The sequence below is a fragment of the Paenibacillus sp. FSL H8-0175 genome (assembly GCF_045040615.1).
Taxonomy (GTDB): domain Bacteria; phylum Bacillota; class Bacilli; order Paenibacillales; family Paenibacillaceae; genus Paenibacillus_AQ; species Paenibacillus_AQ odorifer.
The window spans coordinates 2,299,499-2,320,762 of sequence record NZ_CP150299.1; the positions used below are offsets into that span (position 1 = coordinate 2,299,499).

Genomic DNA, 21,264 nt, shown 5'->3' on the forward strand with positions numbered 1-21,264 from the left:
AGAAAGTCATCAATTTATTGAAAGGAAAAGAATCCACTATGCTTGTTGTAGGAAAAGAATCTTTTTGCGCTTATCACACGATTCAAGAGGCGGTAGATTCACTAGAGCAGGGGCCATCCGGTCAAGCGGATACGCTTTATATTTTGTCAGGGGTCTATAAAGAGGCAGTGCGGATTTATCGTTCTAATCTTACGATCATAGGGATTGGCTACGTGGAGATTGTTATGAATCGTTACGCGAAAGAGCGTGATGAAGCGGGCGAAGAAATCAATACATTCTCTACACCAACGTTATTTCTGGGCGGGAGCCATCTGGTCTTGGAGAATCTGGTGATTACCAATAATGCAGGGCAGGGTGAAAATATCGGGCAGGCCGTAGCTGTGTATGCTAATTGTGATCAAACCGTATTCAGAAATTGTACTTTAAAAGGGTATCAGGACACGTTGTTCACAGGACCTTTGCCACCTGCACCCAAAGAGCGATCTACGTTTGGAGGTATACCACTGAGAGAACACCATGCCCAATATCGGCAGTTGTATCAGCATTGCTATATAGAGGGAACAGTGGACTTTATATTTGGTGGGGCTACAGCATATTTTGACAGATGTGAAATTCGCAGCTTGTGTCATAGTGAGAATCAAGCAGGTTATATTACGGCTGCCTCCACACCTGAGGGACAATCGTATGGTTATATTTTTAAAAATTGCTTTTTAACAGCAGCTCCTGATATTGCTCCGGTGTTTCTGGGCCGTCCTTGGCGTGAGTATGCTAAAACCGTATTTGTAGATTGCCAGTTGGGTGCACATATACATCCACTTGGCTGGGATAACTGGGACAACACCGCTAATGAACAAACCGTTAGTTATCAGGAATATGGCGTGAAGGATGCAATTCCCCTGAGTAAGCAACGTGTGTTTTGGGCAGATTGCTTTGAAGATGGCGACGAGACGCTGGATAAAGAGTTTGTTTTTGCTGGAACGGATTTTTGGAAATAGATAATTTAATTAACGAGTACACAAGTAAAAAACGGTAGTCTAGACAGAAGCATAAAGTCTTAGACTGCCGTTTTATTTAAATGTTGTATCACTTTATTTTTAATATGATCTTTCCTTTAGCTCTGCCCGATTCGGAATACTCCATCGCTTTCTGCGCCTCTACAAAAGGAAACACTTGATCAATAACAGGTTTTATTTGTCCGGATTCAATAAGCTCTGAAATGATTTCTAATTGACTGCCACTTGGTTTCATGAACAGAAAGCTGTATTTAACCTTGTACTTTGCCTCTAATTTGCTCAGCTTCCGGGTAATCAAGCGAAAAATATTAGTTTTTATGAACCCAGCTCCATACTCTTTTCCGAAGCGTGCATTAGGCAACCCTGAAACCGATACAATTTGTCCTCCCTGTTTGACTGTTTTAAAAGCTTTTTCTAATGTTTCACCGCCAATGGTATCGAATACTCCATCATAATTTTGTGAAATCTTATCAAATGCTTCGGTTTTATAATTGATAATTTGATCGGCTCCAAGTGACTTGACCAATTCTGCTCCAGCATCGCTTGTAGTAGTAGCCACGTATATCCCCATCGCTTTGGCAAGTTGGATAGCAAAGGTGCCAACACCGCCCGCTCCCGCTTGAATCAATACCTTTTGTCCTGCCGTTAGCTGTAATATATCATGTAATGCTTGATAAGAAGTAAGCCCGACTAATGGGATGGATGCAGCTTCCTCAAAGGAAAGATTGTGAGGTTTGAGCGCTATATCCTCTTCATGTACGGAGATATATTCTGCGAAGGTTCCGATTCTATCTTTTCTGGGCCGTCCGTAAATCTCATCACCTATCTTGAATTTTTTAACATTCTTTCCTACTTGGATGACAATCCCTGAAAAATCATTTCCTAAAACTAGGGGCATGTTGTATTTCAACAGCGTACGTACTTTGCCATCCCGCACTTTGAAATCGATAGGATTAATACTTGCTGCGTGGATCTCTGCCAATACATCGTAATCACCCACTGCGGGTGTTGGGATGTCGGCTAGTTGAAGAGGAGAATTCCCGTATTTTTTTATGATCATTGCTTTCATCCTAAAAACTCCAATCCATTAATTATTCATTTTTGCTGATCCAGAAAAATAACTCATCTCAACAGGGGAGATGTTTTTTGATTTCGATTTGTCCTCGCTTTTATCTGAGCAGTCTCGGCGATATTTCCCTTGTTCCAGCTTCATATCAATAAAATCGACAACCTGCTGCAGCGACGAGATTTGGCTGACGATGTTTTCTCGATGGTTCCTTAAATGCTCCACCAGTTCAGGATAATCTGCGGGATCAGCGTCAGCGGAGACCGCCAAAAATGGCTGCATTTCCTGCAAGGGCATGCCTGTTTTTTTGAGGCAGGATAGCAGCAGGATTGTATCTATATCTTCCTGCCGGTAAACGCGATGCCCGTTGTCCTTCCGGTCCGCCCGGGGAAGCAGCGCGATCTTTTCGTAATAGCGGATCGTATCCTCGGATATTCCGGTTTGCACGGCGGTTTCTTTTATCGTAAACGTTTGCTCTGCCTTCATACTGTACCTCCAGGAGATTGCTTTGTGTGTGCATTATACAACTTGGAGCTGACTCCAAGTCAAGACCTTATCTCTGGGACAAAATCTTTTTATTACGCCTTGACTTGGAGTCGACTCCAATTAATAAAATGTGCGTTATAAGAAGAAGATATCCCGAATTCAGGAGGAGATTTACAATGAGTACACAGCAACGTGAAAATATCGCATTGATTACAGGCGCTAACGCCGGGATTGGATTGGAATTAACTCGAAAATTGCTAGCGGAGGATTGGCAGGTGGTTGCTTTGAACCGTTCCGGTTTTCCAGCCGATGATGTGAACATCCAAAAATCCATCAAAAACGGCTGGCTTCGTATTTATAAAACAACCGATCTCGCGGATTTTGCCAGCTTGAGAGGGACACTGGAAGAGATCAAAGGCAAGGAGCAGCGGATCGATATTTTGTTCAACAATGCCGGCGGGAGCTTCCCTGAACTGAGCTATTCGACACAGGGGCGCGAAAAGCACTATGAGTTGATGACCGTTGTGCCGTATATTATTTTAATGGAATTGAAGGATATCCTACAAAAAGGACGCTTAAAAACGGTGATCAACACCTCATCCTCAGCGCTTAAGTTTACGAAAGAGTTTACGATTGAAATCCTGGAGCGTCCCACCACCTTCCGCAAGCTGCTTGGTCCTTACGCCACCTCAAAGCTGGCATTATCGTTATGGACACAGGCCGCTGCGCCGCAGCTTGCTAACGAGGGCATCATGATTCGCAGTGTTGATCCGGGTAGCAATAACACGCTGCGAAAAGGAAAAAATTCTGGACTGCCTCTAATAGTTAAACCGTTGATGAAGCTGTTTTTCTCTCCGCCTACCCACGGCGCCGACCAATTGTATGAGGGTGCTCTGGGAGAACACCGTGGGGAGACGGGGGTGTTTCTTTGGAAAGGCCAGGTTGCGGATTTGAAATTTAAGGATCAAGCCCGGAATGTTTTGGAAAGGATTAGTGATATTTACGAAAATGAGTATCTTCGTTATTAATCAGATCTTTAGTTGTCTCTAATTATTTTTTGTAATTCCTCCAAACGTATGAGATAATAGAGTTTTTCCGTTGATTCTATTTTTCATGGCATGGTAGAGATGCCTGATCAAATATTGGAGGTAGGCTTGTTGGCGAAACAGTATCCTTTTGAATATGATCGGACCAAACCTTTTATGGAGCAAGTAGGGGAATGGGTCGGAGATGTATTCTATGAAATTCTTCCTGAGGCTGGATTTGAAGTACGTGATGAACAGATATATATGGCCTTTCAGGTAGAGCGGGCTTTTGCCGAGAAAAAGACGATTTTTGCTGAAGCAGGGGTCGGAACAGGCAAGACATTAGTGTATTTGTTGTATAGCATTTGTTATGCGCGTTATATGGGCAAACCTGCGATTATTGCATGTGCGGACGAGTCCTTGATTGAGCAGCTTGTGAAACCGGAAGGCGATATCGCCAAGCTTGCGAAGCATCTGAACATGAATATTGATGCCAGACTAGCGAAATCTCCGGATAAATATATGTGTCTGAAAAAGCTGGATCAGGCTCGGAACCATGATGATGAAAGCTTACCACTGGAGAGCTTGTACAGTACATTACCTGATTTTGTACATTCACATGCACCGATGCAGCAATTCCATGCTTATGGAGACCGCAGAGATTACCCTGATCTGAATGACGAACAATGGAACAAGATTAACTGGGATACGTTTCAGGACTGCTTTACTTGCGATATGCGTCACCGCTGCGGGCAGACCTTGTCCCGTGATCATTACCGGAAATCAAGTGATCTGATCATTTGTTCCCACGATTATTACATGGAGCATATTTGGACCTATGAAGCGCGTAAGCGGGAAGGGCAAATCCCTTTGCTTCCGGATCACTGTGCGGTTGTATTCGATGAAGGACATTTATTAGAATCAGCGGCCATGAAGGCGCTTGGCTATAAGATGAAGCATGTCGTCTTTGAAGAATTGATTTCTCGCCTGCTACAGAATGAAATCCGTGAAACGCTGGCGGTTCTGATTGATGAAGCGATCATGCAAAGTGAGCAAATGTTCAAAGCGATTCGCCGTCAATGCCGAAACATACCGGGATCAGATCGGAAAAGCATTGCGCTGAATGCTTCATTGATTCGTGAGGTACACCGGATGCGGAGTGTAATTGCTGCTATCGAAGAAGAATTAGTATTCGAGAGCGGACTCTACACGATTGATGAATACCAACTGCGAATTGTGGAGGAACGTTTGGAGACCATAGAGATCGCTTTGCGATTGTTTGAGGATTCGGGAGCTCTAATCTGCTGGGCGACAGAAGAAAGTGATGGTCTAACGCTGTCGGTCATGCCACGAAATGTCAAAGAGGTACTTCAAGACAGCCTGTTCACGCAAAAAATGCCAATCGTATTCTCATCGGCTACATTGTCTGTGGATAAATCATTCCAATACTTGAAGGACAGTCTTGGGATACAAGATTTTTTATCCTTCTCTGTAGACTCACCTTATGACTATGAGCACCAGATGAATGTCTATGTGCCAGAGCTTCAGAGTGGGGATTTTGCTGAGAAAATGGAAATTTCCCTGAAGCTTATTCAGCGGACTGAAGGTAGAGCACTGCTACTGTTCCGTACTCGTGAAGAGCTTCTGCAGTTCAAGCAGCTTAACTCGTTAAGACCGGAAAGCAGTTCATATTCATTTTTATATGAAGGGGATCAAGAAATCAGCTATTTAATTTCGGCGTTCCAACGGGATGAGCATAGCGTGTTATGTGCGGTCACCTTATGGGAAGGGCTGGACATTCCTGGACCTTCATTATCTAATGTGATCATATGGTCGCTGCCGTATCCTCCGCTTGATCCAGTGTTTATGGCAAAACGGGCGGAAACCTCCACTCCCTTTGAAGATGTGGATTTGCCTTACATGCTGTTAAGACTCAAACAAGGGATGGGGCGGCTGATTCGAACCGGTACAGATCAAGGAATTGTAACTGTACTTGCGGAAGAGGAAGGGCAACATCCGGTACACGAATATATAACTTCTGTACTTCCAAAAGGGACTCGACTACAGAAGCTGGAAGCTTAAATATCACTAACGATTATAATTGCTCCTTTGGTGAGGCAGATGCTACGGCATTTATGTTTCACTCGAAGGAGCTTTTTTGTCTAAAATTAAGCATAAGTATTCCTAATCTTACGGATAGGATATTGGTATTTAACTTCCGGGCGGTGTCGTATTATTGTTGAGTCATGGGATGTATTTATACAGCATCATCTAGAGATTCATCAAGGAGTGTATACGACATGGGTCAATCAGAAGGTTTGTATCAACCAGATCACAACAAAAAGGTTGGGTTTGCATTAGGGATAGGGCTAACCTTAGTTATCGCATTATTGGCGAAATTTTTAGCGGGTTTTCCATTCCTATCTATTATGGGGCAATTGGTCATTGCCATCTTAATCGGGATTATTTGGCGAGCTACGATAGGAGTGCCAAATAGCATCACACATGGCACCGATTTTTCCAGTAAAAAACTGCTTCGTCTTGGGATTATCTTGCTCGGTATGCGGCTTAATCTAAAGGATATCGTTGCGGCAGGACCCCGGGTATTTCTTTTGGCAGTCATCGTCATTATATTTGCGATCTCCGTTGTATACGGACTGGCTCGACTGTTCAAAGTAGATAAGCGCCTCAGTATCTTAACTGCCTGCGGAACTGCGATTTGCGGTGCGGCAGCGGTGGTTGCCATCGCTCCACAGATAAAAGCCAAAGATGACGAAACTGCTATTGGTGCAGCTATAGTAGCTATATTAGGCACAATATTTACACTGCTGTACACATTTTTATATCCTTTTCTCGGCTTATCAGATTTAGGTTATGGGGTATTCTCAGGAGCGACTTTACATGAAATTGCTCACGTTATCGCGGCTGCGGATGCTGGTGGAAATGCTGCCGTTGATATGGCGGTCATCGTTAAATTAACCCGGGTGGCTTTACTTGTGCCGGTGGCTATTTTAATTGGGATTTGGTCCAATCGTGAAGAAAGAAAAGTGCAAGGTGGAGCGGCAAAAGCTTCGTGGAAAAGCATTCCAATCCCTTGGTTTATTCTAGGATTTCTAGTTGTCAGTGGTGTGAATTCGTTAGGAATCGTCTCCGCATCAGTAGCCAATGGGATCGTTACGATTGCTTATATGTTAATCGCTATGGCGATGGCAGGGCTTGGATTAAACGTTGATTTGGCGGCATTTAGACGGCTTGGAATGAAGTCTTTTGCAGCGGGACTTATAGGTTCGGTCATGTTATCTTTAGTTGGATTTATGTTAGTTCACTTACTTGCGCTAGCGTAGTTAGCATGTACACCCTGAGTATGAAATGAGTTACTTCATATCCAAACAGCATCCTTCTCTTTATCATTTAGTGTGGTAGGATATGCATGAAATGAATGGAGGGACTTCAAGTGAAGTATTGCATAGGTGAATTTGCTTCCATTCTCGGGGTAACTGCGGATACGCTGAGATTATACGAGAAACATGATATTGTTAGGCCTACAAAAGATAACAGCAATAATTATAGATATTTTAATGATTTAGATGCAAGGGATCTGTTAATGAGCAGATGGTATCGCAGTATGGAAATTCCATTGCCCGAAGTGGCACTTCTGATGAAGGATTCCTCTATTGAGCAAGTTATGGGATTGATGCAGCAGTCTCAGCAGAGTTTAGAAGAAGAGATTAAGCAAAAGACGATGCTGCTAAACAAGATGAATGAAATTCATAAAGAGCTTAAGGAAATAGAGTCCTCATTATATATATGTAAACTTAAACAACTGCCAGGCATGTACAGGCTTAAGCAAACGGATAAAAATGCATTATTAAAAAATGATATCGTAAAAAGCCTCGTCAACACTTGGATGGATAGGCTTCCTTATGCGTTTTATTCTTTTAAGATTGAGGACGCGGGGGTGTTATCCGGTGATAATAACTTTGACTATAGCTGGGGGCTTACCTTACCCGAGGAGGAAGTGCAGAAATTTGCAATGGATATCGATGAATATGTAGAGTACATTAGCCCGAGTACCTGTATCTCTGCTATCATGTTATCTACGGATGGACATTATATCACGAAGAAATCTTTGCAGTTTATGATAGATTACATCGAAGCAAATGGTTATACCATAGCGGGTGATGTGGTGGGTAAATTAATGCTTACTGAAAAAATAGAAGGCAATAACCGCTCATATTTGGAAGTGAATATTCCAATTGTATAAGTTTATTTTTATAAACACCTGCTCTAAGAGCGGGTGTTTTTTCTTTTTGGACAAGAATTGGACATTGACCTTGGTGCTGCACCAATGTTTATACTTCGGTATATAGCTTGGCAACGTTCGGTAGATATGTATAGATATGAATGTGAAAAATATCACGTTCTTGGCGAGCTATAAGATATTAGATACTGGGGGAGAAGAGAATGCGCAACAGAAATTTCACCAAGAAAATGCTCATGTTAACTTTTTGTATGGTGCTGATCGTTTCCATGCTGAGCGGATGCAAAGGAAATGGGGAGTCGGCAAATTCGTCATCATCATCTTTTAAAGCCGGTACATTCGCAGGGGAAGCGGAAGGCAAAGAGGGCGTGATTAAAGTAGAAGTCACTATGGATGAGCCAGATAAAATTAAAGATATTAAGATCGTAAGCCAGTCAGAAACGGGTGGTCTAGGCGATAATGCACTTGAAAAAATAAAAGATCAAATTCTGGAAGGACAAACCTTGGCAGTAGATGCTGTTAGTGGTGCGAGTCTTTCCAGTGAAGCAATGCTCGCGGCAGTTGAAGATGCCGTAACCAAAGGTGGAGGAAATCTGGAAGTCCTTAAAGCCGGTGGCGTGCAAAAAGCAGGTGAAGGTAAAACGGAAAAGCTTGAATCAGACGTAGTGGTAGTAGGCGCCGGTGCATCTGGTGTGTCCGCAGCGGTAACCGCTGCTGATAAAGGTGCCAAGGTTATTATTATCGAAAAAACAGGAGTTATCGGGGGAGCAAGTAATCTATCCTGGGCCGGTAAGTTCTATAATTCTTCCGCAGCTACTGACAATAATCTTAAAGTAAATGTGGAAAAAGAAATTGCCGATTGGATTGTCAACAATCACTGGAGAGTTGACGCTGCAGCGATTAGACAATACGTAACGAAATCCGGCGAAACTTATGATTGGTTAGCAGAAAAAGGGTATAAAACCAGCTTCCTAAACTTCTTCGGAGAGCAGCTGCATGTGCTGCCAGCTTATGAAACCCGGGAAGAGACCCTTCGGAAAATGTTGGCTGAATCGGTTGAACAAAAGGGTGGACAAGTGATCACCGAAACCACTGCCAAAAAGCTGATTACCAATGAAGCAGGAGAAGTTACAGGTATTGTGGCTGAGAAATCGGACGGGACTACTCTTGAAATCACAGCAAAAAGTGTCGTAATGGCAACAGGCGGTTATGCCGCAAATTCGGAAATGGTTAAAGAAGCTTTTGGTTTTGAAGGGGTTAACGGAGGACTAGGTCAGAATGTTGGGGAAGGTCTGAAAATGGCTTGGGAAGCAGGAGCCAAGGTTCCTGATAACTTCGGTGGACAAATGCTGCACCAAACATTAGCCAGAGCAACACAAGGACTAAAAGCACAATATGAGCCTTTTGAAGCAAGTTATCCGCTGATGTTGACGTATCTGCCTAACTTCATGAATGTCGGTTCTTCCGGAGCACGTTTCAGAGATGAAGCAGCTACATTAACATCGGTCGCAGCAGCTAATACGAGTGCATTTAATGGTGCTTACCATATGGTTATCGTATCAAAATCTCAATTGGCTGCTCTTCAGTCCAAGGGGATGAAAGGTGTTAACGCACCAAGCCTGCCAGGAATGCCACCAGAATTTTATGCCGAATTTGCAGATCAATTCACGTTAGAGAATCCATGGGTAAATGCAGAAAAGGTGTTTGATTCTATGGTAGAAAACGGAGATGGCTACAAAGGAAATACAATCGAAGAATTAGCAACAAATGCAGGTATGGATGTAGATGTGTTTGTAGAAAATTACAATAGTTATAAAGAAGCTACAAAAACTGGTGTGGATACTGAATTTGGTAAAGCTGCTGATTATTTAGAGCCAATGGGCGAAGAAGGACCGTATTATGCCATCGTCGCTGAAATCAACAACTTGGGTTCTGTAGGTGGCTTGCTGGTAAACACTAAGTTCCAAGTGCTAAATGATAAACGTACACCAGTAAAAGGATTGTTTGCTGTAGGGCTTGAATCGGAAGGCGTATTATTCAATGATACCTATGTGGGCAATGGGGTCGGAATTGGTTATTCCTTTACCTCAGGTCGTCTAGGTGGAGAGAGCGCGGCAAACAGTGCTTTGAAAGCTAATTAACGACAATTTCCCGGAAAATAATTCAATCTTTTTAAAGCCGCAGAGTAGACAACTCTGCGGCTTTTTTTTGCTGGAGATTAGAGCCAATCTTCTTTTAGCAAAGATTTAAGAAGCTCTACATTTGTTACTCCCAGCTTGGCAGCGATCTGCTGCTCTAATTCAATTTTGGTGATCATCATTCTGTTATTGCATTCTATACCCTTTGGAGTGAGGACAATATTTTTGTCACGCTGATTTCCTTCGACTTCAACGGCTTCAACATAACCACGGGATAACATGCCTTGAATGCTTTTATGCGTGCCCTGTCTTGAAATATGAATTATTCTACTGATTTCTGAGATCGATAACATTTCTCGGGCCTCAAGAACTGCAAGAATGTGGGATTCGGTCTTATTGATTTGATCCGGGTCTTTGTCTGTCACTATTTTACGTAAAGCTAGATGCTTCTCACTGAGTAAATCAATCAGGTTCATTTTTTGCAGCTGCTTATTCATTAGAACACTCCTAAATGATGGCTCGTTTATCCCAGTATAAGTCATTTGCGATTATTGTCAACTTGGTTGACTTGATTTGAGGATTTGTGTTATTGTAATCCAAGTTGACAATATAGAGATAAAAGGAGCTTGAAGATGGGAAGAAACAAAAAAGAGGCATTTTTATTTACGTTCATCATGTGTTTTTTGATGGTGCTGGGGATGAGTATTTACAATGTAGCACTAATGGAGGGTTGGTCAGGCACGATAGTTAAGGATGTGATTGTCGGCTACTTGCCTGCATTTATAGTTGCACTCATTCTAGATGTGTTTGTTGTAGGCAAGGTTGCGAAGGGGATCGCGCATAAGCTGGTTAAAGAAAATGATCCGATGATCAAAAAAATCATGTTCATATCCTTTTTTATGGTGACCGGAATGGTATTGTTCATGTCCTTCTATGGCGCAGTTCTCCATGTTGGATTTTCTGCTGAACTACCAAGAGCTTATCTGTCTGCCATAGGTAAAAATTTTATTTTTGCACTTCCACTGCAAATCATTTTAGTTGGGCCGCTTACACGATTTATTTTTGTGAAAATTACTCCAGCTGTGTCTGCGTAGGAAATAAATCAATAGAAGCAATGTACAACAAAACGCTCTCCGTCTGCCCGAATAAGCAGAAGTGAGCGTTTTGTTTTTTTAAAGATTAGAGACGTTTATCTATGGCTCGCTCGTTTACGCAAGCGCGTGAACTCTCTTTTTTACAGGTTCGAGTAGATTTAGGGCATACTCATTTCCGCTACCTTTGGGACTATCGTTACGGATATGCTCCTCCAGACATAATCTGGAATTGTGATCCGCTTGATAATCAGGATGAGTATCCAGATACCCCATTAGGGCTTGCCATGAGCCGTAGATATCATCAGTGCTTTCTGTCAAAGCATAGAGGCCGCCGTCGAGCCGCATTTCCTTTAGATGAGCTGGTATCTTCACATTTTCCGGAATTGAGGCACAGAATCCATATCCGTAAGGTTTATTCTCACCACTTGGATGCGGGTTCGTATTGCCGCCAAACAGCCGTGCTGTGCCTAATAGTTGACTAGCGTCCAGCCAATCATTAACTGGAATCATAGCTTCATCTTCTGGAGAGGTACTAACCGCAACATTGTAGGCAAATCTCATAGCTGGGAGAGTAATGAATCTTACATGAATAGGGGTAGAGTGATTAATAGTTGGCATAGATATAACCTCCTCAGTTTTAGTCATACCATCCGATGGACTGCATGACTTTTCGTTTAGTTCAGATAATAATTGATTTGTAATGGGTTCCTCGAGATGGGCGGATATCCACTGTAAAAAGAGATGGATTTCACCTTCTCTATTTGTTAGTTCTGTTTTTTGATTGTGAATAGAAGCCGCTTGCTGGCTGAGCGCTTCGTACATGGACTGAACGGACATATTTTTAAGCACGGTTCCAATATCCTTGATGCTAATATCCAGCTTTCTTAATAATGAGGTAACCCGAATGGCGAGTATTGCTTTCTCATCATAAATCCGCCAGCCAGAGCTGCTGTCCCGCTTACTTTCAAACAATCCTTGTGCTTCCCAGTGACGCAGAGTCCGACTCGTCAGTCCGAATTGCGCAGAAAGCTTATCAATGGTAACAAATCCGCTCATAGACAACTCCCATTTCATAGTTTGATAAGGCGCCTTATGTGGATTATTTTAGCATTTAACGTTACGTCAATTGCAAGGAGAATTAATGATTGGGTATTCGACATAATTTACATTTCTCATACAAAACATTGTCCAGTATTTAACGTCCAGCTTCTACAATCAAGATATTGGTAGAATGTACCTATTGCAATATGAAGCTTTATACGGAGGATGATATTGTTGAAAGCTAGGTCTATGCATCTAACTATGAAATGGAAGTTGATTTTGAGTTTTTCCGCCGTTGTTCTTTTCTTTTTGGGAGTAGCGTTTTATCAAAACCATAAAATCAGCCAAGTGGAGATTTCTATGGAAACGCAAAAAGCTGAGATGGAAAAACGAATTACCGTGTCTATAATTATGCAGCTGCTGCAGGAAATGAATGCGGTAGAATCTTCGTTAGCGGGTTCGAGTGATTTGGAATTCGTCCAACCTTTTAAGGACAAGCAAACAAAGCTGACTAAAGAGTTGGCGACGGTGAATTTTGCGGCAGATTCGCCGGCATTTAAAGAGTTAGAACAATTACATAGTCAGATTGGGGAATATACGGGATATTTTGACGAATTGGTAAAGACCATAGAAGACGAGCAGCTTGATCCCATGAGTGTGCTGGAACAAATCGATGAATTACATACGAAAGCTACAGCGTTGAGTGAAGTCATGCTAGTGACTAATGAACAATTGTATACGGCAGCAGCAGAGAATGCAGAAAAAGCACAGGATTATTCTTTTGATCTGCTTAATCTGACCACCTCTATAGTTGCTTACGCAGCTGTGCTAGTGTTTATTTTCACATTAGTGATTGCGGTTATGCTCATACGTTCCTTCCTCAATCCTATTCATAAACTGCAAGTGGCTCTGCGAAAAATTGCCGAAGGAGATTTGCGTCAGCAGATTAATTCACCTTACAACGATGAGTTGGGCAGTTTGAGTCATCATTTTGATCATATGGTGGAGCGGGTCCGGGAAATGCTTCAGCATACCCAGTCAGTAGCCTCTTCGCTGGCAACTTATTCGCATTCTTTTCAAGAATCTTCATCTATAACGGCGCATACGAATCAAGATATCGTAAGCACTATACAGGAAATCTCGGTAGGCGCAGAACAGCAGGCAGGACAATCTGAGCAGAGCGCTGGCCTGATACAGGAGCTGGAACGTGAAGTGAATGAGATCACGGAGTATACCGAGGTTATGCTGGCTACCAGTCAAACGGCTAATCACAATACTCGTAAAGGATCTGAATCCGTCATCGCCCTCCGGGAGGTGTCTGAGCATTCGCGAGAATCTGTTAATAAAGTATATCTGGCTTTAACCAAACTGAGTGATCAATCAAAGGACATCTCGCGCATCACTAAATCCATAACAGATATTTCTAATCAGACCAATATCCTCTCACTTAACGCAGCAATTGAAGCAGCCCGGGCAGGTGCCTACGGAAAAGGGTTCGCTGTCATCGCTGATGAAGTAAGACAATTATCTGTGCAGACCAAAGAGTCCTCCGTACATATCAGTCAGATTATTAGCGAGCTGCAATCCGGGATGGATGAATTCCAGCAATATATGCTGGTGACCAAAGGAAATCTTGAGGAACAGGATCATAAAGTGGCCGAAACGTTGTCCTCTTTTGAAGCGATTGATCAATCTATTGTGGAGATTAGTAAACAGATTGGGCAAATTCACGACAAAGTGGATATGACTCAGACTATGAACCGTAGACTCGCAGAGTCTGTGCATGCCGTCGCGGCCATCGCCGAGGAAACTGCGGCCGGGGTGCAAGAGGTGAACGCCTCCAGCGTACAGCAGGATCATGCTATCCGTGATATAGCCCGTCAAGCCATTGAGATTAACGAAATTTCGCAGAATTTATTCAAAGAAATCAACATTTTTAAGATTAATTCGGATGGGGACGATGGGGTCAGCGATGAAGGTGGTAGGGATACAAAGCATGCTGGCAATCCAGAAGCTGGGGACACATTAGGAGACGCATTAGGAGACGCATTAGGAGATGATACATTAGGTGCTGGTGATCCTCCAGATGATGGCGGTACTCCAAATGATGGTGGTACACCAAATGCAGACGGTTCTAAAGAGGGGTCTTATCTGACAATCTCTGCTTAGCTCAGCGGGAAATGGCATTCTAAGCGTAAGGTGGAGTAGAGAGTAGAGAAAAGAGTAGGGAGTAGTGAGTAGAGTCTAGAGATTAGAGTTTATAGAATAGAGTTTAGAGATGAGAGGCTAAAGTTTAGCGCTTAGTGAGGTTCTACCTGCCGTTTTGATTTTAAGTGTATTTTATACAACTAAAAAAGTTTGTATTTAGCTTGATTAGGGTTTAGTTGTATTTAGTGCAGTTATTTCGAGGAGAAATGACGATAACGGTGGTTTAGTGGGGATATAATTGCATGAAATACAACTAAAACCAGATGGGAGTACACATACCTGAAAATAGTTGTATAGAGTGCAATTAAATCAACGTATAATTGTGTTTGGTTACATGAAGAAGCTGGCTCATTCGTGGGAGTTGTCCACGAAAAGCCAGCTTTTTATCGTAGTAACATAGTTAGTAATTAGTCCTCGTACGTTTGATTTAGGGTGCTAACTAACTCTGGGAGCCAGTCGCTTAGAGTGAGAAACTTGTATCCCTCCGATTGAGCTTTAGCTGTATCCATAAACCAGGATTGTGTGATCCCGAATGGAGAATTATGCGCATCCGCTGTTTCGCTTTGAATGACGGCTTGTTTTCCGGTCTCTTTTTCAATCAGCGAGATAAGGTCTTTAATACTAACCTTACCGTCTGAGCAAGCGTTGAGAGGACCCGTCACCGTCGAGTTGCCGAGCCAATACAGAAAATCAGCAGCTTCGTCCGAACGGATAAAACAGATATTTGCATCTGGGATCGGAATCCCGATGGGCAGTTCGTTACGTACATGTTCAATATGAAAATGGAGTCTTCGTGTATAATCGTCAGTTCCCAGAACAATAGGAAAGCGGACAGCGGCTACCGGGAACGTAGCTTGTTGGATAAGGACAGCTTCCGCAAGTCTTTTCCCCTCCTGATAGGTGAAATCCTTTCGTCCTCCATAACGAATTGGGTACGTTTCAGGATCGAATATCTCTTCCGTCAGCGCTTGCTCACTGAAATCATAGACAGATAAACTTGAAGTCAGTATGTAACGCGTGGTTTTGCCGTCAAAAATACGGCGCGCCTGATCCGCTTCATCAGGTGAAAAACAAATATCATCGTAAACTACATCCCAACTCGTATCACCTAATGCTTGAGCGAAGGCCTCCGGTTGAGACCGATCTACCTGTATCCGGTGAACGAGATCGCCAAAAGGATCGCTTGTTTCCCCGCGCGTTAGTATGGTGACTTCGTTCTTAGAATCCTCAAGCAGACGCTCGACCAAACGTTTTCCAAAAAAGCGTGTGCCGCCTAAAATAAGAATCTTCCTCATCAACCTCACTCCTTGATTGCTATTAATGGTTATTAAAACGACTGTTTATTGGTTTATATAAAGCTTCTGACTCATTGTAGATAAGCAGCGGGATCAGCCAGATCAGCAGCAATGTATTGAGTTTTGAGTGATACAAATTGGACTAAAGGGAAAGAGTTAGTTTGATTGTACCTCGTGCAATAGAATTCGTATTAGAGTGGAGAAAATTTGATCCTATTGCACTCTATACAATCAATGGATGAGCAAGTGGCATTAAACTAACTTTTCACTAGAATCTATTGCAGAGAGTGCAGTAGATTCAATTTTTGCTGCCAGGACGGCGGATTCTGTTGCACAATATGCAACGTTTGTAGCTAGTTACCACAAACCGCCCAAACGCTAATTACACATTAAGCGCACTACTCGCAAATATATCTACTCTTTTTTAACGTAACGAGACACTTAGCTGCCCGAGATCCAGCTTAACGAAAAACTACGCCACCATACACATTCCTGGCGTGGTATAGTTCCAGCTGTTTGAACTGAATCCACCAGCTTGGAAGGTCTGGAAGCCTTGCAAGCTTTGGCTCGATACCGCCATTACAGGTTCCTGGCTTTCGTCCGCAAATACAAGCTCGATCAGCTCGTCAATTTCCCCATGTTCATACGCGGCTGCAAGGCGGCTCAAGACGATCTGCATGGCTGTGTCCTGTGGTAAGGAAGGACCATCGGCCTGAAGCAGCTCTTGTCTTACGAGAGGGAGGGCTTGCCGGGCTCGGTGCAGAGCGGCTTTTATTGCCCCTTCTGTGGTATCGAGAATGTCGGCAGCTTCCATTGCAGAGTGTCCCAATACATCTCGAAGCAGGAACACCGCCTGTTGCAGCGGAGACAAATGACCCTGTAGTGCTTGAAAAGCAGCTTCAATCTCAAATGAACCATACTCCGCAGAGGCCTCAGTGGGGGACTGATCCAGCTCCAACACTCGTGACAAGGTGGCTTTTCGCCGCATGATATCAATCCATGTGTTTCGGGCAATCCGAAAAAGCAATGCCTCAGGATTTGGGTGATTTGTAGAACTTGTATGATGAGTAGAACTTGTATGATGAGTAGAATTTGTAGGAATCGTAGAATGCATTGCAGATTTTGCAGACGTTACAGTATTAGTAGACGTTGCAGTATTAGCAGACGTTGCAGTCTTAGATGGCGTTACAGCCTTTGCAGCCGTAGAAAACGTATAGTTCATTTGATTAGTTTGATTAGTTTGATTAGTTTGATTAGTTTCAAGTTTTTCATTAGCTCCATTAGCTTCATTAGCTCCATTAGCCTCATTAGCTTTATCATTTTCAATGGCTTTATTTTGTTTAACTTCATTCATTGGACTGTTCCTATTATTTGCACTCGTTGAGTCCGAAGTCTTCATATAACCTAGGGCCTTGACCCATGTATCCTGAGCTAAATCATCGGCATCCCACGGGGATTGTGTCAATGCAAGACAATATCGCTTCAGAGCTTTCTGCAAAGACCTGGTGTTACTTTCATCCGGCGCATCTCCGGTGCTAAGCTTCTCAAGGATGATCACTCTGCATAACTCCTTTTCCAGTAAGGTGATTTCGATTACTTCTAATAATAAACGAATGAGCAGGAAATTAAGATACGCAATTTTAAAAAATAAAAATTCTCATGCCTAACGTATCCTATCCCCTTACTAATCCGTTTACAGGGTAGATTTCAAAACTCTAAAACAGATGGAGGTCGAATACGGATGGCGTACGTTCCTTATGTAGTCGAACAAACGAATCAAGGTGAAAGATCTTACGATATTTATTCGCGGCTGTTGAAGGACCGGATAGTGTTCGTAGGTGCGGAAATTGAGGATCAGCTGGCTAACAGTATTGTTGCCCAGTTATTGTTTTTATCAGCAGAAGATCCGGATAAAGATATACACATGTATATTAATTGTCCAGGTGGCTCTATCACCGCAGGCTTCAGTATTTATGACACGATGCAGCTTATTAAGCCGCCGGTGAATACCATTTGTACAGGAATGGCGGCTTCTTTTGGTTCTTTGTTGTTATTGGCTGGGGCCAAAGGGAAACGTTATGCCTTGCCGAATAGCGAGATTATGATTCATCAGCCGCATGGTGGGGCGCAGGGGCAAGCTAGTGACATTGCGATCAGTGCCAAACGTATTTTGAAGGCAAGGGAAGTGCTTGTGCAAATTACAGCGGACCGAACTGGGCAGACGGTAGAGAAGGTACTGCAAGATATGGATCGAGATTATTTCATGTCAGCCGATGAGGCGGTTGAATACGGAATTATCGATAAGGTCATCACAAATCTCTAAGACGAAGGAGTGAAGAAGGCTATGCTGGAGGTTTTGCAGGGAAAAGAGGTAACAATCTATTTTGTGGATGGCTCCAACGCTACAAAAGGAGTGCTGGAAACGGTAAGTGAAAAGTTCGTCAAATACCGGACGGATTTTGAAGAGTTTTATATTCCAATCAGCTCGATCTGTTCTATCTCTCTAGATACCAAAACGCGTGAACGAGCCAAAGTAGGATTCACACAATAACATCAACAACAACATCTGTATAAAAAAGGGTTAGGAGCTCCACAGCTCCTAACCCGTACTTTCCCGAATAGCCAAATAATGAGCCACATTTGCATGATGCGGCACAACGGTCTCCCCTTTAATCAGCTTGATTAAAGTTCGAGTGGCGGTCATCCCAATCTCCGTTCCAGAGTATTCAACCGAGGAAAGCTTAGGTCGAACGATAGAGGCAATGAAGCTGTTATCAAATCCGAACACGGCGACATCAGCTGGCACCCGTAGACCGTTATCGGTTAAATGATTCATGGCTCCAACTGCCATCCAATCTGTAGAGCAAAACACCGCAGTAGGTAACTCTCCGCTATCCATAATTCGGCGCATGGCGTCGCTCCCATCTTCGACGGCCATCGCACTTTCTACTACCCATTCTTTCCTTAAGGTTATGCCTGCATCCATAAGGGCTTGTAGATAGCCTTTATACCGATCCCCACCCACCGCATTATCTCCCGAGCCGCGAATCATAGCGATTTTGCGATGACCTTTTTGAATCAGATAAGTAACAGCTTCATAAGAGGCAGTTATATTGTCCAGATGAACGGAAGGAATCGTATCCACCTGCGATTGTTGCCCGACAAGCACGCAAGGTGTATTTGAGCTGCGGATGATCTCCAAATGTTCATGGTTTGGAATAGAACCCACAAATATATTTCCTTCTGTCCCCATCCGCTGGAACATCTTCAAATAATGTTGTTCACTTTCTGCACTGCCGTCCGTTAATCCGACCATAATGTCGTATCCATACAAATCCGCGAGATCGCGAATGCCAACATTGAAGTCATCCAGTACAGTGTTGCTATTCTGCGGAATGATCACACCGATCAGCTGTGTATTAGCTTTGTCCGTTTCAAGGCCGATGACATTCGAACGGTAGTTGGTTTGTTTAATAGCTTCCAGTACTCGTTTACGGACATCATCGTTAACTGGTTTGCTGTTATTGATTACCCTGGACACCGTAGAGATCGAAACGTTCGCCAATTGGGCTATATCTTTTATCTTTACCTTCAAGAAGATCACCATAACTTTCCATATGATTCACTTGGTGTTTCAACTCTCGCAAGCATATCACGGATAGCTTCAAGAATCCAAAAGATTGTTGTTGACCTAGGAAATAAAAGGTCCTATAATGATCGCTGAAGGAAAATTATTTCCTTGAAAAAAGCTTGTTTTGCACGATAAAGTTGAATTTTTGCTGAAAACAATAACTGAATTATTAATTCTAATGAATTTCGGGAAAATATTTTCCTGTGAAGGGTATATGAATACGAAGGAGCTGCATGCATTGAACAGAACATGGTGGAAAGAAGCCACAGCGTATCAAATTTACCCACGGAGCTTTATGGACAGCAATGGTGATGGTGTAGGCGATCTGCAGGGAGTCATTTCTAAACTTGATTATTTGCAGGAGCTTGGCATCAATGTCATTTGGATCTGTCCTATTTATAAATCCCCAAATGATGATAATGGTTATGATATTTCGGATTATCAGGATATTATGGCGGAGTTCGGCAGCATGGCCGACTTTGATCAGCTGCTGCACGAGGTTCATGCACGAGGCATGAAGCTGATTCTGGATCTAGTGATTAATCATACTTCGGACGAACATCCATGGTTTGTTGAAGCACGTTCAAGCAAGGATAATCCGAAGCGGGATTATTATATTTGGAGTGATCCCAAGTACGGGAAGGAGCCGAATAACTGGGAGAGTATTTTCAGCGGTTCGATTTGGGAGCTTGATCCCGCCACAGAGCAATATTTTATGCATGTATTTTCCAAAAGACAGCCAGACCTCAACTGGGAGAATCCTGAGGTGCGCCGTGAATTGTATAGCATGGTCAACTGGTGGCTGGACAAAGGAATCGACGGCTTCCGGGTGGATGCCATTTCACATATTAAAAAAATCACCGGACATCCCGATCTACCGAATCCACAGAATCTTCCGTATGTTCCGTCTGGCGATGGGCACATGAACCGTGAGGGGATTCACGATTTCTTGCAGGAGCTCAAGCAGGAGACGTTTGACCGATATGACATCATGACGGTTGGCGAAGCGAGTGGTGTAAATGTTGATCAGGCGGAGTCGTGGGTGGGTGAAGAGCAAGGCAAATTTAATATGATTTTTCAATTCGAGCATTTAGCTCTTTGGAATAAGAGTGTGACAGGTGGATTGGATGTTCTGCAGCTAAAATCAGCGCTCTCCCGTTGGCAAAAAGGTCTTGAGGGCAGAGGCTGGAACGCATTGTTCATCGAAAATCACGACCAGCCGCGTTCAGTTTCTACTTGGGGAAATGATGGCCAGTATTGGAAAGAGTCAGCTAAATCGTTGGCTACGATGTATTTCCTGATGCAGGGAACACCATTTATTTATCAAGGTCAAGAAATTGGGATGACCAATGTAAGATTTGAATCAATGGATGATTACGATGATGTGGCGATGAAGAACTTGTATCGTTTGGAGACTGAAGCCGGTAAACCACATGAGGAAGTCATGGAGGTAATCTGGAAGAACGGTCGGGACAACTCTAGAACACCAATGCAATGGAGCGACTCTGAAAACGCTGGTTTCAGCAGCGGCAAGCCATGGATGAAGGTGAATCCGAATTATACGGAAATCAATGTGGAGCGGGCGAAGCAGGACCCTTATTCCATCTATCATCATTACAAAAAGCTTATCGCTCTTCGGGCTGCTAATCCCGTTACTGTTTACGGGACATATGATCTCATTTTGCCTGAAGATGAACGTATTTATGCTTATACGCGGACGCTTGGAAATAAAAAACTGCTGGTCATGTCTAACCTGACAGCAGAGGAAGCGCTGTTTGACCTTCCATTTGATTTGGAATTTGATACTAGTGAATTGCTCTTGCATAACTATGAGGTTGATCCTGCGGAGCCGATTGAGACAGTCGCATTACGGCCTTACGAGTCCCGTGTGTATATGCTGGTTAACGCACCTGTAGAGCAAGAGGGTAGCAGTGAACTTGTACCTGCACAAGAGTTAAGTGAAGCTTCTTTTCCAGAAACCGTTTAATATATTCATTGTAATTCAA

The 21,264-nt window shown here is 43.2% G+C and carries 18 protein-coding genes; 11 read left to right on the forward strand and 7 right to left on the reverse strand.

The features are described from left to right. Positions 1–38: 38 nt before the first annotated feature. On the forward strand, positions 39–995 hold the full coding sequence (locus MHH46_RS09800) for a pectinesterase family protein (RefSeq protein ID WP_076191240.1): 957 nt from the start codon (positions 39–41) through the stop codon (positions 993–995). Positions 996–1,083: 88 nt separating this feature from the next. Here MHH46_RS09800 and MHH46_RS09805 read toward each other — a convergent pair whose 3' ends face one another. Together MHH46_RS09805 and MHH46_RS09810 are read right to left on the reverse strand one after the other, a co-directional pair. Next, positions 1,084–2,082, reverse strand: coding sequence for an NADP-dependent oxidoreductase (locus tag MHH46_RS09805; RefSeq protein ID WP_076191243.1), 999 nt, complete (start codon positions 2,080–2,082; stop codon positions 1,084–1,086). An 18-nt stretch (positions 2,083–2,100) separates the two neighbouring features. Continuing rightward, entirely contained in the window at positions 2,101–2,565 is a 465-nt protein-coding gene (locus tag MHH46_RS09810) for a MerR family transcriptional regulator (protein ID WP_076124989.1), read from the reverse strand. 176 nt (positions 2,566–2,741) lie between these two features. On the opposite strand from MHH46_RS09810, the gene MHH46_RS09815 reads away from it, so the two are divergent. The 5 genes from MHH46_RS09815 to MHH46_RS09835 all read left to right on the forward strand — a co-directional run bounded on the left by MHH46_RS09815 (position 2,742) and on the right by MHH46_RS09835 (position 9,992). Then, positions 2,742–3,593 (forward strand): SDR family NAD(P)-dependent oxidoreductase, encoded by an 852-nt coding sequence (locus MHH46_RS09815; RefSeq protein WP_076124990.1) that lies wholly within the window; start codon positions 2,742–2,744, stop codon positions 3,591–3,593. Between the two features lie 90 nt (positions 3,594–3,683). Continuing rightward, positions 3,684–5,672 carry an ATP-dependent DNA helicase gene (locus tag MHH46_RS09820; RefSeq protein WP_405132594.1) on the forward strand — a complete coding sequence of 663 codons (1,989 nt, stop codon included), beginning with the start codon at positions 3,684–3,686 and terminating at the stop codon, positions 5,670–5,672. Positions 5,673–5,890: 218 nt separating this feature from the next. Then, a complete protein-coding gene (locus tag MHH46_RS09825) occupies positions 5,891–6,934 on the forward strand; it encodes a YeiH family protein (RefSeq protein ID WP_076184311.1) in 1,044 nt (347 codons plus the stop codon). A gap of 110 nt (positions 6,935–7,044) precedes the next feature. Beyond that, positions 7,045–7,854 (forward strand): MerR family transcriptional regulator, encoded by an 810-nt coding sequence (locus MHH46_RS09830; RefSeq protein WP_076124994.1) that lies wholly within the window; start codon positions 7,045–7,047, stop codon positions 7,852–7,854. A 200-nt stretch (positions 7,855–8,054) separates the two neighbouring features. Further along, positions 8,055–9,992: an FAD-dependent oxidoreductase gene (locus MHH46_RS09835; protein ID WP_076191245.1), complete on the forward strand. Its 1,938-nt coding sequence runs from the start codon at positions 8,055–8,057 to the stop codon at positions 9,990–9,992. A 77-nt stretch (positions 9,993–10,069) separates the two neighbouring features. Here the strand turns inward: MHH46_RS09835 and MHH46_RS09840 are convergent, their stop codons facing one another. Further along, the gene (locus MHH46_RS09840) at positions 10,070–10,486 is read right to left on the reverse strand and encodes a MarR family winged helix-turn-helix transcriptional regulator (protein WP_038569750.1); all 417 of its coding nucleotides are present in this window, start codon (positions 10,484–10,486) and stop codon (positions 10,070–10,072) included. Positions 10,487–10,621: 135 nt separating this feature from the next. On the opposite strand from MHH46_RS09840, the gene MHH46_RS09845 reads away from it, so the two are divergent. After that, positions 10,622–11,083: a DUF2798 domain-containing protein gene (locus tag MHH46_RS09845; RefSeq protein ID WP_076191248.1), complete on the forward strand. Its 462-nt coding sequence runs from the start codon at positions 10,622–10,624 to the stop codon at positions 11,081–11,083. A 114-nt stretch (positions 11,084–11,197) separates the two neighbouring features. Here the strand turns inward: MHH46_RS09845 and MHH46_RS09850 are convergent, their stop codons facing one another. After that, positions 11,198–12,139 (reverse strand): MerR family transcriptional regulator, encoded by a 942-nt coding sequence (locus MHH46_RS09850; protein ID WP_076191251.1) that lies wholly within the window; start codon positions 12,137–12,139, stop codon positions 11,198–11,200. A 345-nt stretch (positions 12,140–12,484) separates the two neighbouring features. Between MHH46_RS09850 and MHH46_RS09855 the strand changes: the two genes are divergently transcribed. Continuing rightward, on the forward strand, positions 12,485–14,293 hold the full coding sequence (locus MHH46_RS09855) for a methyl-accepting chemotaxis protein (protein WP_179086276.1): 1,809 nt from the start codon (positions 12,485–12,487) through the stop codon (positions 14,291–14,293). 446 nt (positions 14,294–14,739) lie between these two features. Here the strand turns inward: MHH46_RS09855 and MHH46_RS09860 are convergent, their stop codons facing one another. Together MHH46_RS09860 and MHH46_RS09865 are read right to left on the reverse strand one after the other, a co-directional pair. Then, the gene (locus tag MHH46_RS09860) at positions 14,740–15,627 is read right to left on the reverse strand and encodes an NAD-dependent epimerase/dehydratase family protein (RefSeq protein WP_076191254.1); all 888 of its coding nucleotides are present in this window, start codon (positions 15,625–15,627) and stop codon (positions 14,740–14,742) included. A 472-nt stretch (positions 15,628–16,099) separates the two neighbouring features. Beyond that, a complete protein-coding gene (locus tag MHH46_RS09865) occupies positions 16,100–17,185 on the reverse strand; it encodes a sigma factor-like helix-turn-helix DNA-binding protein (RefSeq protein WP_076191257.1) in 1,086 nt (361 codons plus the stop codon). A 183-nt stretch (positions 17,186–17,368) separates the two neighbouring features. Between MHH46_RS09865 and clpP the strand changes: the two genes are divergently transcribed. Both clpP and MHH46_RS09875 read left to right on the forward strand, forming a co-directional pair. Beyond that, positions 17,369–17,950, forward strand: coding sequence for an ATP-dependent Clp endopeptidase proteolytic subunit ClpP (gene clpP, locus MHH46_RS09870; RefSeq protein WP_036679301.1), 582 nt, complete (start codon positions 17,369–17,371; stop codon positions 17,948–17,950). A gap of 21 nt (positions 17,951–17,971) precedes the next feature. Next, complete coding sequence (locus MHH46_RS09875) at positions 17,972–18,178, forward strand: hypothetical protein (RefSeq protein ID WP_076125006.1); 207 nt, start codon at positions 17,972–17,974, stop codon at positions 18,176–18,178. Between the two features lie 48 nt (positions 18,179–18,226). Here MHH46_RS09875 and MHH46_RS09880 read toward each other — a convergent pair whose 3' ends face one another. Then, complete coding sequence (locus MHH46_RS09880) at positions 18,227–19,222, reverse strand: LacI family DNA-binding transcriptional regulator (protein WP_256717185.1); 996 nt, start codon at positions 19,220–19,222, stop codon at positions 18,227–18,229. 274 nt (positions 19,223–19,496) lie between these two features. Between MHH46_RS09880 and MHH46_RS09885 the strand changes: the two genes are divergently transcribed. Next, positions 19,497–21,245 carry an alpha-glucosidase gene (locus MHH46_RS09885; protein ID WP_081387808.1) on the forward strand — a complete coding sequence of 583 codons (1,749 nt, stop codon included), beginning with the start codon at positions 19,497–19,499 and terminating at the stop codon, positions 21,243–21,245. The last annotated feature ends 19 nt before the right edge of the window (positions 21,246–21,264 follow it).

Coding starts and splice junctions, on each gene's coding strand:
- MHH46_RS09800 (WP_076191240.1), top strand. CDS start 39: ATGCTTGTTGTAGGAAAAGAATCTTTTTGCGCTTATCACACGATTCAA.
- MHH46_RS09805 (WP_076191243.1), bottom strand. CDS start 2,082: ATGAAAGCAATGATCATAAAAAAATACGGGAATTCTCCTCTTCAACTA.
- MHH46_RS09810 (WP_076124989.1), bottom strand. CDS start 2,565: ATGAAGGCAGAGCAAACGTTTACGATAAAAGAAACCGCCGTGCAAACC.
- MHH46_RS09815 (WP_076124990.1), top strand. CDS start 2,742: ATGAGTACACAGCAACGTGAAAATATCGCATTGATTACAGGCGCTAAC.
- MHH46_RS09820 (WP_405132594.1), top strand. CDS start 3,684: ATGGTAGAGATGCCTGATCAAATATTGGAGGTAGGCTTGTTGGCGAAA.
- MHH46_RS09825 (WP_076184311.1), top strand. CDS start 5,891: ATGGGTCAATCAGAAGGTTTGTATCAACCAGATCACAACAAAAAGGTT.
- MHH46_RS09835 (WP_076191245.1), top strand. CDS start 8,055: ATGCGCAACAGAAATTTCACCAAGAAAATGCTCATGTTAACTTTTTGT.
- MHH46_RS09840 (WP_038569750.1), bottom strand. CDS start 10,486: ATGAATAAGCAGCTGCAAAAAATGAACCTGATTGATTTACTCAGTGAG.
- MHH46_RS09845 (WP_076191248.1), top strand. CDS start 10,622: ATGGGAAGAAACAAAAAAGAGGCATTTTTATTTACGTTCATCATGTGT.
- MHH46_RS09850 (WP_076191251.1), bottom strand. CDS start 12,139: ATGAGCGGATTTGTTACCATTGATAAGCTTTCTGCGCAATTCGGACTG.
- MHH46_RS09855 (WP_179086276.1), top strand. CDS start 12,485: ATGGAAACGCAAAAAGCTGAGATGGAAAAACGAATTACCGTGTCTATA.
- MHH46_RS09860 (WP_076191254.1), bottom strand. CDS start 15,627: ATGAGGAAGATTCTTATTTTAGGCGGCACACGCTTTTTTGGAAAACGT.
- clpP (WP_036679301.1), top strand. CDS start 17,369: ATGGCGTACGTTCCTTATGTAGTCGAACAAACGAATCAAGGTGAAAGA.
- MHH46_RS09875 (WP_076125006.1), top strand. CDS start 17,972: ATGCTGGAGGTTTTGCAGGGAAAAGAGGTAACAATCTATTTTGTGGAT.